Below are 12,936 nucleotides of genomic sequence, written 5' to 3'. Positions count from 1 at the left end.
CTCCCCCGGTCACAGGCGGGCCCACACCGTCTTCCCCGGCCCGCCCTGCGCCCTCGGCGCGACGCCCCACTCCCGCGCCAGGGCCCGTACGAGCACCAGCCCGCGCCCGCCCTCCGCCGACCAGGGGTCCACGGCCGCCTCCGCCTCGGGCGGCAGCCGGTCCCCCCGGGCGTCGCTCACCTCGATCCGGACCCGCAGCCCGTCGTAGCCGAGCCGCACCTCGAAGTCCCGGCCGGGCACCCGCCCGTGCAGCACGGCGTTCGCCGCCAGCTCCCCGACCACCAGCTCCACGTCCTCCGCGAGGGCGCAGCCGTGCGGAATCCCCCAGGCCGCGAGCTGCACCCCGGCCAGCCGCCGGGCGAGCCGGGCCCCGCGCGGGGTGGCGGAGAGGAGCTGCCGGAACTCCGCCGGTGCCATGTCACTCAATTCCATCGTCACGTCACCGAGCGTGGCCGGTCCGCCGTACGCTTTCCAGGAACGGCGGCGCTACGGGGAACCCCCGTAGGGCTGGCGGTGGTTGCGTGTACGGCCTGTACGGACGAGGGCGGTTCAGCGTATGAACGACCTGTCGGAGCGCGAAGAGGAGCCGGAGCGACCGGTGGAGGTCGACGGCACCGCGTACCTCTTCAAGGCGCTCGGCAAAATCATTAAGGTGCTGCGGGAACGGGCGGGCTTGCAGCAGAAAGAGCTCGCCGCGCTCGTGCATGTGGGAGAGGACCTGGTGTCCGCCATCGAGCGGGGCGTACGGACACCCCAGCCGGACTTCCTGGAGAACATGGACCGGGCGCTTGGCGCCGGGGGCGTCCTGAACGCGGCCATCCCGGACGTGAAGGAGGCGCTGAAGCGGGCGCGGACCCGGCATCCGGATTGGTTCCGGAAGTTCGCGGACGCGGAGTCGAGGGCAGTGGCGCTGCACTACTACGGAGTGCAGGCGATTCCTGGGCTGCTTCAGACCGAGGCCTATGCCCGGGCCCTGTTCCGGCACCGCCGTCCCGTACTGGACGAGGAGACCATCGAAAAACGCGTGGCGGACCGACTCGCCCGCCAGGTGATCCTGGAACGGTGGCCCGCACCCACCTTCAGCTTCGTGCTGGAGCAGTCCGTCCTGCTGCGCCCGACGGGCGGCAACGACGTCCACCGTGCTCAGTTGCGCCGCCTGCTGAGCGTGGGCAGCCTGCGCACCGTCCAGCTCCAGGTGATGCCGCTGGACCGCGACGAACACCCCGCTCTGGACAGCGCCTTCACCCTGCTACGCCACAAGGGGCGTAACGAGGTTGCCTACACCGAGAGTTACGGTCACGCGAACCTCATCACCGATCCAGAACAGGTGAGGGTCTACAGCGAGCGCTATGGAATCATCCGGGCACAGGCACTCACGCCCCACGAGTCCCTTGCCCTGATCGAGAAGATGCTGGGAGAACGGTAATGAACACCACGGACCTGGCCTGGTTCAAGAGCAGTTACAGCTCCGGCGAGGGCGGCGAGTGCCTCGAAGTCGCCTTCGACTGGCGGAAGTCGAGCTACAGCGGCGGCGAAGGCGGCCAGTGCGTCGAGGTCGCCGGCTGCGCCGACTCCGTGCACATCCGGGACTCCAAGGTCCCGGCCGGACCCCGGCTCGCGGTGGCCCCCGGGGCGTGGGCCGCGTTCCTCGGCGGGGTCGCCACGGCGTAGGACCAGGGGGCCACAGCGCGTGGCCCCCTCGCCTTCCGTTTGCGGGTCAGCCCAGCAGGGCCTTGACCGCCGCGATCACCGGAACTCCGGCTTCTCCGACGAGTGTCGCAATTCCCGAGAACGTCCCGAGGATTCTCCTGAATCTCGCCTCGGGGGGATTCTCACGGAGTTCTTCCACCGCCGCGTCGACTTCCGCCCGGTCGGCCTCGTCCAGGTGCTGCCTCATCGCCTGGACTTCTTCGAGGAGCTTTTCGATCGCCAAGGCTTCCGGCGGCTTTCCGCCGACGTATTTACCTCCGGCCACGATGTCTCCGGAGCCGCTGTGCGTGGCGTTTCCGATGCTTCCGTCGCCGTGCTGCGTGTAGCTGTCGCCGGCCATCACCGACCACCTCCCCGGATGTCTCCGGAGCCGCTGTGCTCGGCCCGGCCGATGCTGCCGGCTCCGTACTGCTTGATCTGGTCGCCCATGACGGCTTCCTTGATGTTGATGGTCACCGGGGCGGCGTTGGGCCGGCCGATGGCCTTCGTGATCTCGAAGACCAGGTTCTCGATCTCGGCGCGGTCCAGGGACCACACCGCCTCGCGCTGGATGCCCGAGGTGTTGAGGACCAGGCCGTACACCGGGGGCCTGCTGATCACCTTCACGAGCTGCCAGATCAGCAGCCCGAAGACGGCGACCGCGATGACTCCGGCGACGTTCCCGAAGATGGCCGCCGCGATTCCGCCGATGATGAGGCAGAGGAAGGACCGGCCGATGAACCTGCGCCAAGCCGCCCCCTTGTCCACCTCCAATACACGCTGCCCTACGTGGGAGATGTTGTGCAACGGATAAGCCTCACCGTCGACCCACAGCACACCCTCTTGTACACGGACTTGGACCGTCGAATTGCTACCCGCCATATCGCGCCCCCTGGCTCTTTTTGGCGTTGACGGCACGAAGTGTAGGGCGGGTCCGACCGGCCAAGTAGGGATTGGACCATTTCGACGTAGTCATGATCCATTCCGGATTCCGCTTGACACGCCGCACGGCGGAATGCCGGGTTCCCCTGCGGCCGGGAGGCGGGGGTGGTCGGAGCACCGTGGTCCTGGTGGTGGGTCCTGGTGGCGGGAATCGCCTTGATCGGGCTCTCGGCGGGCCTGTACGAGGCAACCCCGCTTCCCGAGCTGCGCCAGATCGACCTGACCGTCCTCAACGAGGACACGGACGGCCGCTGCGAGGTGCGCCGGCACGACCCGTACGCCGCACGGGACCGCGCGGGCGCCTACCGGTGCGACCCCGACCGGGACGCCCGCCTCGAAGCCCCGTGCTACGACCCGGACACCGGCTTCGGCCGGGACATCGGCTTCATGCTCGCCGAGGGCGACCACAAGGGGGAGCTGTACTCGCTGGACGAGTACGAGAACACCGGTGCCGACATCGGCGACAACGTGCTGGTGGCGGGGCTGTTCGTGACGTACGTGGGACTGCTCGCCGCAGGCGTACGGGTGGGGTGGCCGGTCAGCCGACCGGACCCGCTTCTCTGCCGTGCGCCTTCATGCAGGCGTTGTCGAAGGCCGTCAACCCGATCGTGCCGCCGTCCGGGGTGTCCATGTACTCGGCGCCGATCCTCCAGCCGCGCTGCTCCAGGAGCACCTTGGAGACGTACACCTCGCCGCGCTTGTCCTTGCGCTGCTCCGCTTTCCCGGCGTCCTTCCAGTCGCGCTCGCGCAGCTCGCGCACCGTCGCCTCGAACCGGGCCAGGTCGACCGGCGCGGCCTCGGTCCCGAACCCCTTGAAGGAGACGGCGCACGACGTCACCGAGTCGGCCGGAGCGTTCTCGCTCATGCGGACGTAATCCGGGTCGTTCGCCGGCGCACCCGCGGCCGCCGCCGAGGTGTCGAGGTCCGTACGCACGGCCTCCCTCGTCAGCGGCCCGGTGCCCTCGGGGCGGGGCGATGCCGCGGCGGACGCGGACGCCGACGCGGACGCCGACGCGGACGCCGACGCGGCCCCTCCGGTGCCGGCGTTGCTCGGCCCGCAGCCCGCGGCTCCGAGCGCGATGGCCGCTGCCGCCACGGCGGCCCACTTCGTCCTGTTCACAGTGCCCCCCAAGCCAGGGGGCGTTCGCCCCCGTGATCAGGGGGGGAGTCTGGCACAGGGGGCATCGAGGCGGCCCACACGGCCCGATAAGTGCAGGTCAACGCAGGTTCACCGGGGCCCAACCGCTGTGACAGTCCGGTGACATGGAGCGGACGCTTCGTCTACACGCCGTCCGTAATTTTCTTCTTGCAGCCCCGCCCCAGCCTCGACAGTTCCGACTGGCAGAGAAGGTGCCCTGCGACCTCTCCTTCTTCCACCAACTGCCACGCCACGGAGTCCCCCATGTCGATCAGCGCCCGCACCCGCACCCGCCGCCAGACCCTCCTCCGCTCCGCCGTCGCCACCGCCGCCCTCGCGGGAGCGCTCCTCGCGCCGGGCACCGCCTTCGCGGCCGATGCGCCCAAGGCCGGCGCTTCGGTCCAGGGCCCGGGCGGAGAGCTCGTCAAGCACCTCGTCCTGGCCAACGGCACCAAGGCGGACCTGTGGAAGAAGGGCAAGGGCTCGTACGGGCTGGACGTCTACTCCGAGGGCAGCAGCCAGCTCGGCAGCATCAGCGTCGGCGGTCCGGGCGAGCAGGCGGAGGACGGCGAGCAGATCGCCGGCATGTGGGTCACCCTGAACAGCAAGGGCCAGGTCCAGTCGTGGAAGAACCCGGAGTCCCGGGGGTTCGCGCAGGGTGGCAGCGAGACGCGGCAGGGCTGCACGGTGTCGACCCACATGGCCACCCCCTTCGCCGGCGTCAGCCTGGAGCTCTCCAACGGCCCGTCGGGCCCGGTCGCGAAGCTCATCGACGCCAAGGGGTCCCGGACGCTGGCCACGCTCAACAAGGCCAACCCCGTCGGCCTCGCCGGAGGCGCGCGCATCAAGGCCAGTGACGACCCGCTGACGCCGCACCTCCAGATGCGCGTCGCCGACGGCGTGATCCCGTGGCTGGGCATCAGCTTCCCCAAGCCCCTCAAGGACTGCGGCGTCAAGCCCTCCACCCAGCCCAAGCCCTCCGCCACCCCGAAGCCCGCGGTCTCCGCCCACGGCGGCTCGCAGACCTCGGTGGTCCCCAAGGGCGGTGTGGCGGCCGGCGCCGATGTGGCCGACTCCGCCGACGACACGTTCGCGTGGAGCGCGGCCGGCGCGGGCTCCGCGGTCCTCGGGGCCGCCGGCTTCGTCCTGCTCCGCCGCCGCTCGGCGCAGCAGCGCTGAGCCTCACCGTCCTGCCCTCGGAAGGCCCTCGGGCCTTCCGAGGGCCTTCCGGGTGCTCCCAGGGCTTCGGCCCGTCCGGATACCGGCTGCGAGGGATGCCACGGGGGTGCGACCCTCGCAGCCACCGGTCGACGTCCACGTCAAAATGCGTCGACAGCGCCCCTCTGTACCCGGCAGAGTGGCCGCCCGTGACGAGCAGTGAGCTGTGGACCCGCGCGACCGCCGACCGCTACGACGCCGAGGAGGCCGAGACGTCCTCGGCCGCCGTTCTCGGACCAACCCTCGACTTCCTCTGCGAACTCGCCGGAGACGGCCGGGCACTGGAGTTCGCCATCGGGACCGGACGCGTGGGCGTCCCGCTCCGGGAACGCGGCGTGCCGGTGGTGGGCATCGAACTGTCCGAGCACATGGCGGCGGTGCTGCGGCGCAAGATCGACGAGGAGACTCTCCCGGTGGCCATCGGGGACATGGCCACCACCGTCGTTCCCGGCGAGTTCGCCCTGGTCTATCTCGTCTACAACACCATCACGAACCTGCTCACGCAGGACGAGCAGGTCGAGTGCTTCCGCAACGCCGCACGCCACCTGGCGCCCGGCGGCCGGTTCGTCATCGAGCTGGGCGTGCCGCCGCTGCGGTTCCTGCCGCCCGGCCAGGTCGCGGTGCCGTTCGACGTCTCCGAGCAGCATCTCGGCTTCGACACCTTCGACCTCGTCGAGCAGATCCTCGTCTCGAACCACTTCACCCGAGACGGCGAGGGCGACGGCGACGGCCATTACCGCCGCGACAACTCCCGGCACCGCTACGCCTGGCCGGCGGAGCTCGACCTGATGGCACGGATCGCCGGACTGGAGAGGGAACGTCGCGTCGCGGACTGGGGCGGGGCGCCGTTCACCGAGGACTCCGCGAAGCACATCTCCGTGTGGCGCAAGCCGGCCTGAGGAACCCGCCACCGCCCGCCACCACCCGCCCCGCGCCTTCATGCAGGAGCACCGGTCAGCCGTACAGCTCCTCGATCTCCGTCGCGTACCGCTCCGCCACCGCCCGTCGGCGGAGTTTCAGGGTCGGGGTGAGGGTGCCCGCCTCTACGGTGAACTCCCCCGGCAGGACCCGGAAGGCGCGGACGCGGGCCGGGCGGGAGACCGTGGCGTTGGCCGCCTCCACCGCCTCCGCCACGAGGGCCCGTACGGCGGGGTGGTCGCCGGGGGCGGCGGGGTCCAGGGCCACCGACTCGCGGGCCGCCCAGGAGGCGATCTCCTCCGGGTCCAGGGTGATCAGGGCCACCGGGTGGGGGCGGCGGTCGCCGATCATGACCGCGCGGGAGACGTAGCGGGAGCGCTGGACGGCGAACTCCAGCTCGGTGGGGGTGATGTTCTTGCCCGCCGAGGTGATGATCAGCTCCTTCTTGCGGCCGGTGATGGAGAGGTAGCCGTCCGGGTCGACCTCGCCCAGGTCGCCGGTGTGCAGCCAGCCCTCCCCGTCCAGCGCCTCCGCCGTCGCGGTGTCGTTGGCGTGGTACCCCGGGAAGATCATCGGGCCCCGGGCCAGCACCTCCCCGTCCTCGGCGATGCGGACCTCGCAGCCGACGATCGGGCGGCCCACCGTTCCGTAGCGGATCCCGTCCGGGTGGTTGAGGCTGATGACCCCGCCCGACTCCGTCATGCCGTAACCCTCGAAGACCGCGATCCCGCAGGCCCGCAGGAAGTCGAGGGTGGCCGGGGCGATCGGGGCGCCGCCCGTCAGCGCCCATTTCAGGCGGCCCCCGAAAGCGCCCCTGACCAGGGAGTACAGGGATGCGTCGGCGGCCTCGTACGCGGCGCGGTCCGCGGCCGGCAGGCGCCCCTCGGAGGCCAGGACCCCGAGGCGGACCGCCTCGGCGAAGCGGTCCGAGCCGCCCGCCTGGGACTCCGCGAGGGAGAGGACCACGGAGTGGAGTTTCTCGAACAGGCGCGGCACGGACGGCAGATGGGTCGGCCGGGCCTCGGCGAGCTCGCCGATGACGTCTTCGATGCGGCCGCCGAAGTAGCACAGCTCCCCGCCCTCCAGGAGGGTGGTGAACTGGATCAGCTGGGCCAGCAGGTGGGCGAGGGGGAGGTAGAGGTACGTGGAGTCCCCCGGGCCGCCCTTCACGAGCGGCAGGGTGGCGTCCTGGATCGCGCCGAGGTTGGCGTGCGTGAGGCGGCAGCCCTTGGGCAGGCCGGTGGTCCCCGAGGTGTAGACGATGGCGGCGTCGGCCGCGGGGTCCACCGCCGCGGCGCGGGACAGGAGTTCGGCCTCCGGCGCCAGGTCGGGGAGGGCACGCAGCCCGTCCATGGCCACGACCGCGCGCAGCGCGGGGAGCTTCGGCCGCAGCGCCTCCACCCGGGCCGCCTGGGCGGCGTCGTCGCAGACGACCACCACGGCCTCGGAGTCCGAGAGCACCCAGGCGAGCTCCTCCTCCCCGGCCGTCGGGTACACCGGCACGAGGACGGCTCCCGCGGCCAGGACCCCGAAGTGGGTGTACGTCCACTCCGGCCGGGTCTCGGCGAGCACCGCGACGCGCTCGCCGGGGGCGACCCCGAGGGCGAGCAGGGCGCGCCCTGACTCCCGTACGCGGGCGCGCAGTTGCCCGTAGGAGACGGTGGCCCAGCCCCCGCCGCCGGCCTCGCTCCCGCCCTCGCCCTCGCTCCCGCCCCCGCCCCCGGCCCCGCCGCCGGCCTCCCCGGTCTTGTGGCGCAGCGCGGTCTCGGGCGCGTACCGCTCGCCCGTCCATTCCGTGAACAGCGCCAGCGTGCGCGGCCGCACGGATCCGTCCGTCTCGCTCCCAGCCATCGGGCTCATCGGGCTCGCCTCCCCCTCGGGTCGTACCGATGACGCTAGGCACCGGGGAGGCGTCCGCGGCATGACCGGAAGCGTCACCCCCGCTGACCTCAGCGCTCATTGCGGCTACCGTCGGACCCATGGGGAGGCGGACTGTCACCGTGCACCACGTGCGTGCCGTGCTCGCGGGGGCGCGCGGCAGCGGGCTGGACACCGTGCCGCTGCTCCAGGAGGCGCAGATTCCGCCGCTGCTGCTGGGCGACGACCGGGCGCGGGTCACGCCGGCACAGTTCGCGCGGCTGTTCCGGGCGCTGTACCGGGCCACGCAGGACGAGTTCCTGGGCCTGTCCACCGTCCCCAGCCGGCCCGGGACCTTCGCGATGATGTGCAGGGCCTCCCTGGGCTGCCGCGATCTCGGTGCGGCGGTGGAGCGCTCCGCCACCTTCTACGGGCTGTTCCCGGGCGGGCCCGAGCTGGCGCTCGAAGTCGAGGGCGGGCAGGCGTGGTTCGCGGTGCGCAACGAGTTCGCGCGGGACGAGGAGCGCTTCCTCACCGAGTGCGTGCTCGCCATCTGGCACCGGCTGAGCAGCTGGCTGATCGGTCGGCGCATCCCCCTGGCCCACGCCTCCTTCGCGTATCCGGCGCCGCCGCACGCGGAGGAGTACGAGCTGCTCTTCGACTGTCCGGTCCGCTTCGGCGAGGCACGCACGGGCGCGGCCGTGGCCTTCGACGCGCACTGGCTGACGGCTCCGCTGGTACGGGACGAGGCCGCACTCGACGCGATGCTCCGGCGGGCCCCTTTCGACCTCCTCTCCCGGCCGGCGTACGGGACCACGGTCGCGGAGCAGGTCCGCCGGACCCTGACCCAGGCGCTGCGCGGTTCGCCGCGGCTGCCCGAGCTGGGCGAGGTGGCGGCGCGCCTGGCGGTGTCTCCGGCGACGCTGCGGCGGCGGCTCCAGCAGGAGGGCACGTCCTTCCAGCAGCTGAAGGACCACGTGCGGCGCGATGCGGCGATCGCCGGCCTGGCGGAGAGCCGCGAACCCATCGCGGAACTGGCGGCCCGCCTGGGCTTCTCGGAGGACACCGCCTTCCACCGGGCGTTCCGCCGCTGGACGGGCACCACGCCGGGTGCGTACCGGATCGCGTCGGGCGGGGCGTAGGGCGCCGGCGTAGGGCGAGGCGTGGGGCGGGCCGTGCGGCGCGGGCGGCTTCAGGACCGCTGTTCGGGCCCGATGACCGTGAGTCCCACCTGCTCGGCGAGCCAGTGGGCGTACGGCTCCCTCCTCTGGCGGCCGTTGACCCTGGCGCTGCGGACGTGGACGAGGACGGTGCAGTCGTCCGCCGCCTCGTTGAGGTGACGGGTGGGCGTGTTGAAGAGGAGCGTCACCTCGGCGTGCTTGGACTCGCCGTGAAAGCCCAGCTCCGGCGCGTCCGGCCAGCACAGTGCGTCCCAGTTGATCTCGCCGTTGATCTCGCCGTTGATCTCGCCGGTGTTCGGGCCGATCGCCGCCGTGAAGGCGTCCTCGATGCTCCCGACCGGCAGGTTGAGCAGCTCGTATTCCACCGGAAACCGCCCTTCGTACGCGGCCGGGTCGCCCGGCAGGTCGGCCGCCTGGACGCCGACGACCAGCGGGGGCTGGTCCTCCAGCGGCACCCCGTCGAACTCTCCGTACTCCTCCTGCCCCCGGAAGCACCCCGCGGGCAGGTCTTTCGCCACCCGCCGCAGCTCGGCGACGGAGCGGAACTCCGCGTACACGGAGACCTTGGAGTACGCGCAGCGGCCGAACTCCACGAGGCGGCGCGCGGTGGTCAGGGCGAGTGCGGGGTCGGGGGTGCGGAACACGGGATAGGCGACGTCGTCGGACATGCCGCGACTGTGCCACGGCCCGTCATCGCAGGTCATCGCATTTACGGCACGACAGGCCCTAGCGGGCGGCGCTCGGGACCTGGAGGGTGAACAGGCCGCAGTCGCAGCCGCCCTTGCCGGTGGCGCAGGAGCCCTTCGGGGTCGTGGCGGCGGCCGGGGCCTGGGCGGAGCAGCCCGTGGGGGCGGCTTCGGCGCAGGTGTTGCCCGCGCAGGAGCGGCAGGCGTTCATCTCGCAGCTGCGGCAGGCGGAGGCGGGGGCGTTGCAGCCGCGGCAGGCGCTGACCGCACAGGTGGCGCAGGCCTCGCCGGCGACGTCGCAGGAGGTGCAGGCGTTCAGCTCGCACGCCGTACAGGCCGATGCGGGGGCGGTGCAGCCCCGGCAGGCGCTGACACCGCAGGACACGCAGAGCTGCGTACCGCTGCCACAGCCGCCGCGCTCGGTGCGCTCTCCGCAGTCACAGGCGCGGGCGCCGCGGGCGCTCGGCGCGGTGCGGCCGTCGCGGCGGAGGGTGCCGATGTCGGCGACGCGCAGCGCGGTCCGCAGGGTGGGGGCGGGACCCCGGTGGATGACCCGACGCTTGGCCGTCTGTCGCACTGCCGCGTTCATCTGGTGCCTCCTGGGCGGGGTGGGAATCGCTTTCCGAGGCGGACTCTAGCAATTAACTCGTATATGAATGCAAATCGGAAACACGCAAGAAAGGCTTGCCTTCCCTAAGAAGGCAAGCCTTTCCGGCCGAATGAACAAAGAATCCGCAGAGGCGGAACCTATTCGGTTAGCAAAGAGACGGCCTCGGCTAGGCCAACAGCTCCAGCAGCCGGCCCACCGCCTCGATGATCGGCTGCCCGACCTCGCCCGCGAAGGTCGCGATGCCCAGTACGGCCATCAGCGCCCCGCGCCGCGCCTCCGGCGTGCTCTCCGCGGAGGCGATCACCGGCAGGCTGGTGTCGATGGTGCCCGCGTCGGCCGGTGTCACCTGCCGGCGGAGCTCCAGGAGCAGCTGCTCCAGCTGCTGGATCGCTTCCTCGGGGGTGGCGGGCGCCGCCTGCTGGGCGATCGTCGGGGAGTGGTTCTTGACGATGCCGATGTTGCCCCGGCCGCCGTTCATGGTGACGTTGTCGCCGTAGCGGTACGAGGCGCCGCCGTCCGCGCCCCTGTCCCTGTCCCTGCCTCTGTCCGTCACTTCAGTTCAGTATCCCCTGGTTGCGGCTGCCGCCGTTGATGTTGACGGTGTCGCCGAAGTGGTAGTGACCGAGATTCACGTGCAGCTGGTGCACGTAGACCGACAACTCCCTCTCCGGGTTCTCGATGGCCTCGGCGATGCGCCGCACCAGCCTGCGCAGGTCCTCGCGCTCTGCCAGCGTCACCACCGCGGCGGGCGCGCCGGAGGTCTCCACGACCATGGCGAGCACGTCCGGCCTGGTCAGCCTCTGCACGAGCTGCACGATGAGGAAGATCATCGACGCGAGGAGGATCAACGGCAATCCGTTCCCGAAGCCCGAGAGCAGGACGAAGAGCACCACCACGAGGACCATCCACAGGCCGAACTGGATCACCGCACTCCTGCGGTTGGGTTTGAGCACGAGGCTCTGCACCCGGACCACGTTGTGCAGGGGATAGACGGCGTCGTCCACCCAGAGGAGGCGCCGGCTGATCCGCAATGAGACGCCGGATTGACCCATCCCCTGATTCCACCCCGGCGCCCCCTGGCCCGGAGCCTGCGCCTGCGCGAACGGCCGCGGTGCGGGAGGTACCCCCGGCGGCTGCGGCGGCTGCGCCGGGCCTTGCGGCCCCTGCGGCTCGTACGGCCCCTGCGGCCCCTGCGGCGGCACGGTCACGTCTTCACCACGCCCGTGTTGCCCACACCGCCGTAGATGTTGACGCTGTCGCCGAGGTGGTAGCTCCTCAGGTTCAGCTCCACCCGGTCCATCCGGATGGAGAACTCCGCCTCCGGGTGGTCGATGGCGTGGACCACGTGCTGGACGACCGCCTCCAGTTGGCCTTCGTCCTCCATCGTCACCAGCGCGATGGACGCGCTGGCCACCTCCACGACCATGACGTGCAGGTCCGGCCTGGTCAGCCGGTAGACGAGCAGGCCCACGAGGAAGATCCCCACGAGGGACCCGACGCCCGCCACCGCCTCGAACGTGGAGCTCGTGTTGTCCGCGGAGTTGCCGTACGCGTAGCTGGGGCTGTCGTCGGCGAACAGCGCGAGCAGGATGTAGGCGCCGACCAGGGCGCCCGCCCACTTCAGGAAGTCGATGACGGCCTTCACGCGGTTCGGCGTCAGCATGGCGGTCTGCACCCGGACGATGTTGTGCAGCGGATAGGCGGCCGGCCCCACCCACAGCAGCCGCCGGCTGATCCGCAGCTGGACACCGCTCGCCCCCGCGCCCCGCGGCAGGGGTGGCAGAGGCGGTCCTTGCGGTGGCTGCGGTGGCTGCGAAGGCAGCTGTGGCGGCGGTCCTGTGGCCCCGTTGAATTCCATGATTCCCCCAGTTCCCCGCACAGTTGACTGCGCGGGGAACCATTAAGCACCCCGACCCCTCACTGTGTAAGCGTCAATTACCCGCCAACTCATCAGTGAGTAAAGGGTGTTTGGCTCCACCTGGTCCGTCAGGACCGCCTGCGGCCCGGCACCATCGCCGCCAGCGCGGCGAAGAGCACGACGACCACGCCGAGGGCGGCCACGCCCACCGCCGCCAGGTGGACGATGGTGATCCACAGCTCGGGCTTGCCGTAGGCGCGGTCGCCCAGCGCGCGGGCCTCGCCCTTGTACGCCAGCTTGCCCGAGCCGTCGCGGGCGATCTCGTCCGCGTACGAGTACAGCGTGCCGGTCCGGGCCTTCCCGTCGGCCGTCCACGCCGTGCCCTCGCACTTTCCGGTGCCGCGACTCGATCCGCCACCGCTGCGCACGATCGTCTCCACCCCGCAGCTGCGCGGCAGTTGGACCGTCACCGGGTCGGCGAAGGCGTAGGCCGCGCCCCAGCCCGCGGGCTGCTGGGAGGCCATTCCGACGAGGAAGAACGCGGCGAGGCCGATCCCCGCGAGGACCAGGCCCATGGTCGCCCGGTTCTTGAACTTCTGTGCGCGCGTCGCGACCGCCACAACTCCCCCAAATGGTGTGTTCATGCCAAGCCTGATGGTCCGCATGGCTGAATTCCGCCCTGCGTGTCGCGCGTTTGTACCGCACCCGCGGCCACGCCGACAAGGTGGGCGGGCAGGCAGGGTGGGCGACACGGCAGGGATGCGGTCCCGGGTCAGGAAAGCTGAGCTGTGCGGTCAGCGACGTTCCTACCGGTCGGTCACTACCTTCTCCTCACCTAC

The 12,936-nt window shown here is 71.4% G+C and carries 16 protein-coding genes; 5 read left to right on the top strand and 11 right to left on the bottom strand.

Going from position 1 to position 12,936, the window contains the following annotated elements:
* Positions 1–9: 9 nt before the first annotated feature.
* Positions 10–432 (bottom strand): ATP-binding protein, encoded by a 423-nt coding sequence (locus AC061S_RS33375; protein ID WP_478689644.1) that lies wholly within the window; start codon positions 430–432, stop codon positions 10–12.
* 124 nt (positions 433–556) lie between these two features.
* Here AC061S_RS33375 and AC061S_RS33370 point away from each other — a divergent pair, with 124 nt between their 5' ends.
* Entirely contained in the window at positions 557–1,426 is an 870-nt protein-coding gene (locus AC061S_RS33370; protein WP_478689615.1) for a helix-turn-helix domain-containing protein, read from the top strand.
* Entirely contained in the window at positions 1,426–1,671 is a 246-nt protein-coding gene (locus AC061S_RS33365; RefSeq protein WP_478689614.1) for a DUF397 domain-containing protein, read from the top strand. Before AC061S_RS33370 ends, AC061S_RS33365 begins: the two co-directional genes overlap by 1 nt.
* A 46-nt stretch (positions 1,672–1,717) precedes the next feature.
* Here the strand turns inward: AC061S_RS33365 and AC061S_RS33360 are convergent, their stop codons facing one another.
* The 3 genes from AC061S_RS33360 to AC061S_RS33350 all read right to left on the bottom strand — a co-directional run bounded on the left by AC061S_RS33360 (position 1,718) and on the right by AC061S_RS33350 (position 3,751).
* Positions 1,718–2,050 carry a hypothetical protein gene (locus AC061S_RS33360; RefSeq protein WP_478689613.1) on the bottom strand — a complete coding sequence of 111 codons (333 nt, stop codon included), beginning with the start codon at positions 2,048–2,050 and terminating at the stop codon, positions 1,718–1,720.
* Complete coding sequence (locus AC061S_RS33355) at positions 2,050–2,571, bottom strand: DUF6232 family protein (protein WP_478689612.1); 522 nt, start codon at positions 2,569–2,571, stop codon at positions 2,050–2,052. The genes AC061S_RS33360 and AC061S_RS33355 overlap by 1 nt, the downstream gene beginning before the upstream one ends.
* A gap of 598 nt (positions 2,572–3,169) precedes the next feature.
* Entirely contained in the window at positions 3,170–3,751 is a 582-nt protein-coding gene (locus tag AC061S_RS33350; protein WP_478689611.1) for a hypothetical protein, read from the bottom strand.
* A gap of 282 nt (positions 3,752–4,033) precedes the next feature.
* Between AC061S_RS33350 and AC061S_RS33345 the strand changes: the two genes are divergently transcribed.
* Positions 4,034–4,948 (top strand): hypothetical protein, encoded by a 915-nt coding sequence (locus tag AC061S_RS33345; protein WP_478689610.1) that lies wholly within the window; start codon positions 4,034–4,036, stop codon positions 4,946–4,948.
* A gap of 188 nt (positions 4,949–5,136) precedes the next feature.
* Positions 5,137–5,886, top strand: a complete 750-nt coding sequence (locus tag AC061S_RS33340) for a class I SAM-dependent DNA methyltransferase (protein WP_478689609.1) — start codon at positions 5,137–5,139, stop codon at positions 5,884–5,886.
* A 55-nt stretch (positions 5,887–5,941) separates the two neighbouring features.
* Here AC061S_RS33340 and AC061S_RS33335 read toward each other — a convergent pair whose 3' ends face one another.
* Complete coding sequence (locus AC061S_RS33335; RefSeq protein ID WP_478689608.1) at positions 5,942–7,765, bottom strand: AMP-dependent synthetase/ligase; 1,824 nt, start codon at positions 7,763–7,765, stop codon at positions 5,942–5,944.
* Positions 7,766–7,884: 119 nt separating this feature from the next.
* Here AC061S_RS33335 and AC061S_RS33330 point away from each other — a divergent pair, with 119 nt between their 5' ends.
* Positions 7,885–8,904, top strand: a complete 1,020-nt coding sequence (locus AC061S_RS33330) for an AraC family transcriptional regulator (protein WP_478689607.1) — start codon at positions 7,885–7,887, stop codon at positions 8,902–8,904.
* 50 nt (positions 8,905–8,954) lie between these two features.
* On the opposite strand, the gene AC061S_RS33325 is transcribed toward AC061S_RS33330, so the two are convergent.
* The 6 genes from AC061S_RS33325 to AC061S_RS33300 form a co-directional block, all read right to left on the bottom strand.
* Positions 8,955–9,611 (bottom strand): hypothetical protein, encoded by a 657-nt coding sequence (locus tag AC061S_RS33325; RefSeq protein ID WP_478689606.1) that lies wholly within the window; start codon positions 9,609–9,611, stop codon positions 8,955–8,957.
* 58 nt (positions 9,612–9,669) lie between these two features.
* Positions 9,670–10,218: a hypothetical protein gene (locus tag AC061S_RS33320; protein ID WP_478689605.1), complete on the bottom strand. Its 549-nt coding sequence runs from the start codon at positions 10,216–10,218 to the stop codon at positions 9,670–9,672.
* A 187-nt stretch (positions 10,219–10,405) separates the two neighbouring features.
* On the bottom strand, positions 10,406–10,792 hold the full coding sequence (locus tag AC061S_RS33315) for a hypothetical protein (RefSeq protein WP_478689604.1): 387 nt from the start codon (positions 10,790–10,792) through the stop codon (positions 10,406–10,408).
* Between the two features lies 1 nt (position 10,793).
* A complete protein-coding gene (locus tag AC061S_RS33310; RefSeq protein WP_478689603.1) occupies positions 10,794–11,447 on the bottom strand; it encodes a DUF6232 family protein in 654 nt (217 codons plus the stop codon).
* Positions 11,444–12,097: a DUF6232 family protein gene (locus tag AC061S_RS33305; protein WP_478689602.1), complete on the bottom strand. Its 654-nt coding sequence runs from the start codon at positions 12,095–12,097 to the stop codon at positions 11,444–11,446. The genes AC061S_RS33310 and AC061S_RS33305 overlap by 4 nt, the downstream gene beginning before the upstream one ends.
* Positions 12,098–12,225: 128 nt before the next feature.
* Positions 12,226–12,741 (bottom strand): hypothetical protein, encoded by a 516-nt coding sequence (locus AC061S_RS33300; protein WP_478689601.1) that lies wholly within the window; start codon positions 12,739–12,741, stop codon positions 12,226–12,228.
* Positions 12,742–12,936: the final 195 nt, after the last annotated feature.

It is taken from the genome of Streptomyces sp. CA189, assembly GCF_056428985.1.
The sequence above is the reverse complement of the archived record's forward strand: the minus strand, read 5'-3'. Positions and strand labels throughout refer to the sequence as shown.

Excerpts from the sequence above, each read along its gene's own strand:
- AC061S_RS33300 (WP_478689601.1), bottom strand. The coding sequence starts at position 12,741 with ATGAACACACCATTTGGGGGAGTTGTGGCGGTCGCGACGCGCGCACAG.
- AC061S_RS33335 (WP_478689608.1), bottom strand. The coding sequence starts at position 7,765 with ATGAGCCCGATGGCTGGGAGCGAGACGGACGGATCCGTGCGGCCGCGC.
- AC061S_RS33325 (WP_478689606.1), bottom strand. The coding sequence starts at position 9,611 with ATGTCCGACGACGTCGCCTATCCCGTGTTCCGCACCCCCGACCCCGCA.
- AC061S_RS33375 (WP_478689644.1), bottom strand. The coding sequence starts at position 432 with ATGGAATTGAGTGACATGGCACCGGCGGAGTTCCGGCAGCTCCTCTCC.
- AC061S_RS33360 (WP_478689613.1), bottom strand. The coding sequence starts at position 2,050 with ATGGCCGGCGACAGCTACACGCAGCACGGCGACGGAAGCATCGGAAAC.
- AC061S_RS33370 (WP_478689615.1), top strand. The coding sequence starts at position 557 with ATGAACGACCTGTCGGAGCGCGAAGAGGAGCCGGAGCGACCGGTGGAG.
- AC061S_RS33305 (WP_478689602.1), bottom strand. The coding sequence starts at position 12,097 with ATGGAATTCAACGGGGCCACAGGACCGCCGCCACAGCTGCCTTCGCAG.
- AC061S_RS33365 (WP_478689614.1), top strand. The coding sequence starts at position 1,426 with ATGAACACCACGGACCTGGCCTGGTTCAAGAGCAGTTACAGCTCCGGC.
- AC061S_RS33355 (WP_478689612.1), bottom strand. The coding sequence starts at position 2,571 with ATGGCGGGTAGCAATTCGACGGTCCAAGTCCGTGTACAAGAGGGTGTG.
- AC061S_RS33345 (WP_478689610.1), top strand. The coding sequence starts at position 4,034 with ATGTCGATCAGCGCCCGCACCCGCACCCGCCGCCAGACCCTCCTCCGC.
- AC061S_RS33330 (WP_478689607.1), top strand. The coding sequence starts at position 7,885 with ATGGGGAGGCGGACTGTCACCGTGCACCACGTGCGTGCCGTGCTCGCG.
- AC061S_RS33320 (WP_478689605.1), bottom strand. The coding sequence starts at position 10,218 with ATGAACGCGGCAGTGCGACAGACGGCCAAGCGTCGGGTCATCCACCGG.